Origin of the sequence: Rhodopseudomonas sp. BR0C11 (genome assembly GCF_010820945.1) — a bacterium.
GTDB lineage: Bacteria > Pseudomonadota > Alphaproteobacteria > Rhizobiales > Xanthobacteraceae > Rhodopseudomonas > Rhodopseudomonas palustris_H.
Genome location: NZ_QTKI01000494.1, coordinates 1 through 3,169, shown reverse-complemented (window position 1 = coordinate 3,169; position 3,169 = coordinate 1). Strand labels below are relative to the sequence as shown.

Here is a 3,169-nt window from a genome sequence, read left to right as displayed (position 1 = left end):
GAAGGAGGCCGGCTTCACCGTCACCACCGGCTGGCCGGTGAAGGCGACGCTGACGACGTGGCCGTGGCGTTCGGCGTCGGAGCGTAGTTCCTCGAGCGCCGCCGCCATATCGGTCGGCTGCGCCTGCTCGCCGCTGTCGCCGCGCGCGAACGCCAGATACGCCTCCAGCATCGCCGACATCTCATCGACGTCCTTGCGCATCCCCTCGGTCTCGGGCGCATCGCCGATCAGTTCGAGTTCGAGCTTGAAACGAGTGAGGATGGTGCGCAGGTCGTGGCTGACGCCGGCGAGCATCGCGGTGCGCTGCTCGATCGAGCGCTCGACACGAGCCTTCATCTCGATGAACGCATAAGCGGCGCGGCGCACCTCGCGGGCGCCGCGCGGCCGGAAGTTGGGCACGTCGCGCCCCTTGCCGAAGCTCTCGGCGGCGTCCGCGAGCCGCAGCACCGGCCGGATCTGATTGCGCAGGAACAGCACCGCGACGATCAGCAGCACCGTCGACGTGCCGACCATCCACAGCAGGAAGATCTCGGAGTTCGACGCGTAGGCGGCGCTGCGCAGCGCGAACACCCGCATCACCGCATCATCGAGCTGGATGCGGATCTCGACCAAGCTGGAGCGGCCGACGGTGTCGATCCAGAACGGCCGTGCGATCTGCCGGCTGATCTGCTTGCTGATCGACTGATCGAGCAGCGAGAAGAACGGCTTCGGACCGGGCGGCGGCATTTCGCCGGGGCCGAGGAAATCGACCACCAGTCCAAGCCGGGTCTGCGCGATCCGCCGCAGCACCGCCTTGTCCTTGTCCTGCGGATAGCTCTTGTAGACGTCGATCAGCGTCGCGATGTCCTGCACCACCGCCGCCGACAGCCGCTGCGTCACCGTGTTCCAGTGCCGCTCCATGAACACGAAGGCGATCACCGACTGCAGCAGCACCATCGGGACGATGATGATCAGCAGCGCGCGGGCATACAGCCCCTTCGGCATGAAGTCGTTGAAGCGCTGCCCGAGATAACCATTGGCCGCCGACACCCGCCCATAAGCGGAGCGGATCAGCGTCAGCCCAGTGTCGAGCGTGGTCATGACGAAGACCGCCCAAATGCGCGAGCGCTGTCCATTTTGCCTATGCTGAAAGCAAAGCACCCGCCCCCAGCATGGCGAGCTCCCTCACCCGGCCCTTGCGGGGAGAGGTTGCACGGTGCCTGGGACAAAGCTCTGCTCATCACCAAACTAATCAGGACCTACGGCGCCGCCACCAGGCGATAGCCGATGCCGCGGACGGCTTGCAGGAACAGCGGGTTGGCGGGGTCGCGCTCGATCTTGCGGCGCAGGCGGTTGATCTGGACGTCGACCGCGCGCTCATTGGCATTGCCGGCGCCGCTGAGATCGCCGCGTGGCACCGTCTCGCCGGGCGCCGCCGCCAGCATCCGCAGCATGTCGCGCTCGCGGTCGGTCAAATGGACGATCTCATCACCCTGGCGCAGTTCGCCGCGCTCGATGTGGAACACGTAAGGCCCGAACGCCACCGTCTCGGCCTTGGCGGCCGGCGCCGGCGCGGTACGCTTGAGGATATTGCCGATCCGCAGCAGCAATTCGCGCGGCTCGAACGGCTTGGCGACGTAATCGTCGGCACCGATCTGCAGCCCTTCGATCCGGCTCTCGGCCTCGTGCCGGGCGGTAAGCATGACTATCGGCACGTCCGAGGTTTCGCGGATCGAGCGGGCAAGATCAAAGCCGGTCTCGCCCGGCATCATCACGTCGAGGATCAACAGATCGAAGTCGAGCCCGGCGAGCTTGGCGCGGGCGTCGCGCACGCTCTGCGCGGTGGTCACCCGATAGCCTTCGGAGGCGAGAAACCGCGACAGCAGATCGCGGATGCGGCGATCGTCGTCGACCAGCAGCAGATGCGGCGCATCGTCGGCGGGGCGGATCGGTTTCTTCGCCAGTGCTGCGAGCTGGATCACGTCACGTCCTTTGCGGTGGCGCCGCCGTGCAGGATGGTCTGGAGCACCTTGTCCGGATCGTCCCGATCGATCATGGCGCGCAGGAATTTCGCGACCGCCTCGGCGCCGCCGGGAGCGAGGTCGCGCAGCGCGCGATCGATCCGCTCGGTCTGCAGCCGGGCCAGTTTCTCCACCAGCGCCTCGCCCTTCGGGGTGGCGAAAAGAAGGCGCTGGCGGCGGTCGCTGTCGCCGGCCTTCTGCACGATGTAGCCCTCGTCCAACAGCTGCTTCAGCACCCGGCTGAGCGACTGTTTGGTGATCCGCAGCACGTCGAGCAGGTCGGCCACCGTCAGGCCCGGATAGCGGCAGACGAAATGCACCACCCGGTGGTGGGCGCGGCCGAATCCGAACGCTTCGAGCACATGGTCGGCGTCACCGACGAAGTCCCGATAGGCGAAGAACAGCAGCTCGATGATGTCCCACCGCGGCGGATGCGGATCAGGGGCAGCCGGGGAGCGCTCGCCGGACGGCCGGACCATCTCATTGAAATTTATGTCAGCCATATTGACATATCAGGTCTTTATGTTACAAAACCGCCGACCAAGACGAAATAATCGACTATTCCGCTTGCGACCCCTGCCCGTGCAGTCCGATAAAGGAAGCTGCCCGGCGGCCTGCATGCGATGGTCGGACGGCTCGGCCGAAACATTAGCGGAGTTCGGCAATTCCGCCAAAACATCTCCCGGCGATGCGCCGGGACCGATAACCACTTTTGCGGCCGGCTTTCCAGCCGGATCCGCGACAACCACGGCCACCCGCAGGCGCGCCGGTCCAGGAGAAGATCGATGGGAGTTTCGTTCGATAAGATCGACGGCTCGCTCTGGCTGAACTTCGACATCCAGCCCTCGGCGAACCCGACCCCCGATAAGGAACGCGACGCGAAGCTGGAAAACCTCGGCTTCGGCCGGGTCTTCACCGACCACATGGCGATCGTCCGCTTTGACCAGGCGCACGGCTGGCACGGCGCCCGCATCGAGGCGCGCTCGAACTTCCCGCTCGATCCGGCCCACGCTGTGCTGCACTACGCGCAGGAAATCTTCGAAGGCCTCAAGGCCTACAAGCGCGACGACGGCGGCGTGAACCTGTTCCGCCCCGACGCCAATGCGCGCCGCTTCCGCGACAGCGCCGACCGCATGGCGATGGCGCAGCTGCCCGAGCAGGTGTTCATC

General features: G+C 66.0%; 3 protein-coding genes and 1 pseudogene. 1 reads left to right on the top strand and 3 read right to left on the bottom strand.

What is annotated here, in order from left to right; genetic code table 11:
* From DYI24_RS24005 to DYI24_RS23995, 3 genes are all read right to left on the bottom strand, one after another.
* Positions 1 to 1,080: histidine kinase dimerization/phospho-acceptor domain-containing protein (locus DYI24_RS24005; protein WP_164574108.1), on the bottom strand; the 1,080-nt coding region annotated here is incomplete at its 3' end.
* A 158-nt stretch (positions 1,081 to 1,238) separates the two neighbouring features.
* Complete coding sequence (locus DYI24_RS24000; RefSeq protein ID WP_107345942.1) at positions 1,239 to 1,961, bottom strand: response regulator; 723 nt, start codon at positions 1,959 to 1,961, stop codon at positions 1,239 to 1,241.
* Positions 1,958 to 2,503, bottom strand: coding sequence for a MarR family winged helix-turn-helix transcriptional regulator (locus tag DYI24_RS23995; RefSeq protein WP_164574107.1), 546 nt, complete (start codon positions 2,501 to 2,503; stop codon positions 1,958 to 1,960). Before DYI24_RS23995 ends, DYI24_RS24000 begins: the two co-directional genes overlap by 4 nt.
* Before the next feature lie 282 nt (positions 2,504 to 2,785).
* Between DYI24_RS23995 and DYI24_RS23990 the strand changes: the two are divergent.
* Positions 2,786 to 3,169 (top strand): annotated as a pseudogene (locus DYI24_RS23990) (branched chain amino acid aminotransferase); the annotation flags it as partial.

What these genes read in the sequence shown, in the direction of transcription:
- DYI24_RS23995 (WP_164574107.1), bottom strand. Translation starts at nt 2,503, where the DNA reads ATGGCTGACATAAATTTCAATGAGATGGTCCGGCCGTCCGGCGAGCGC.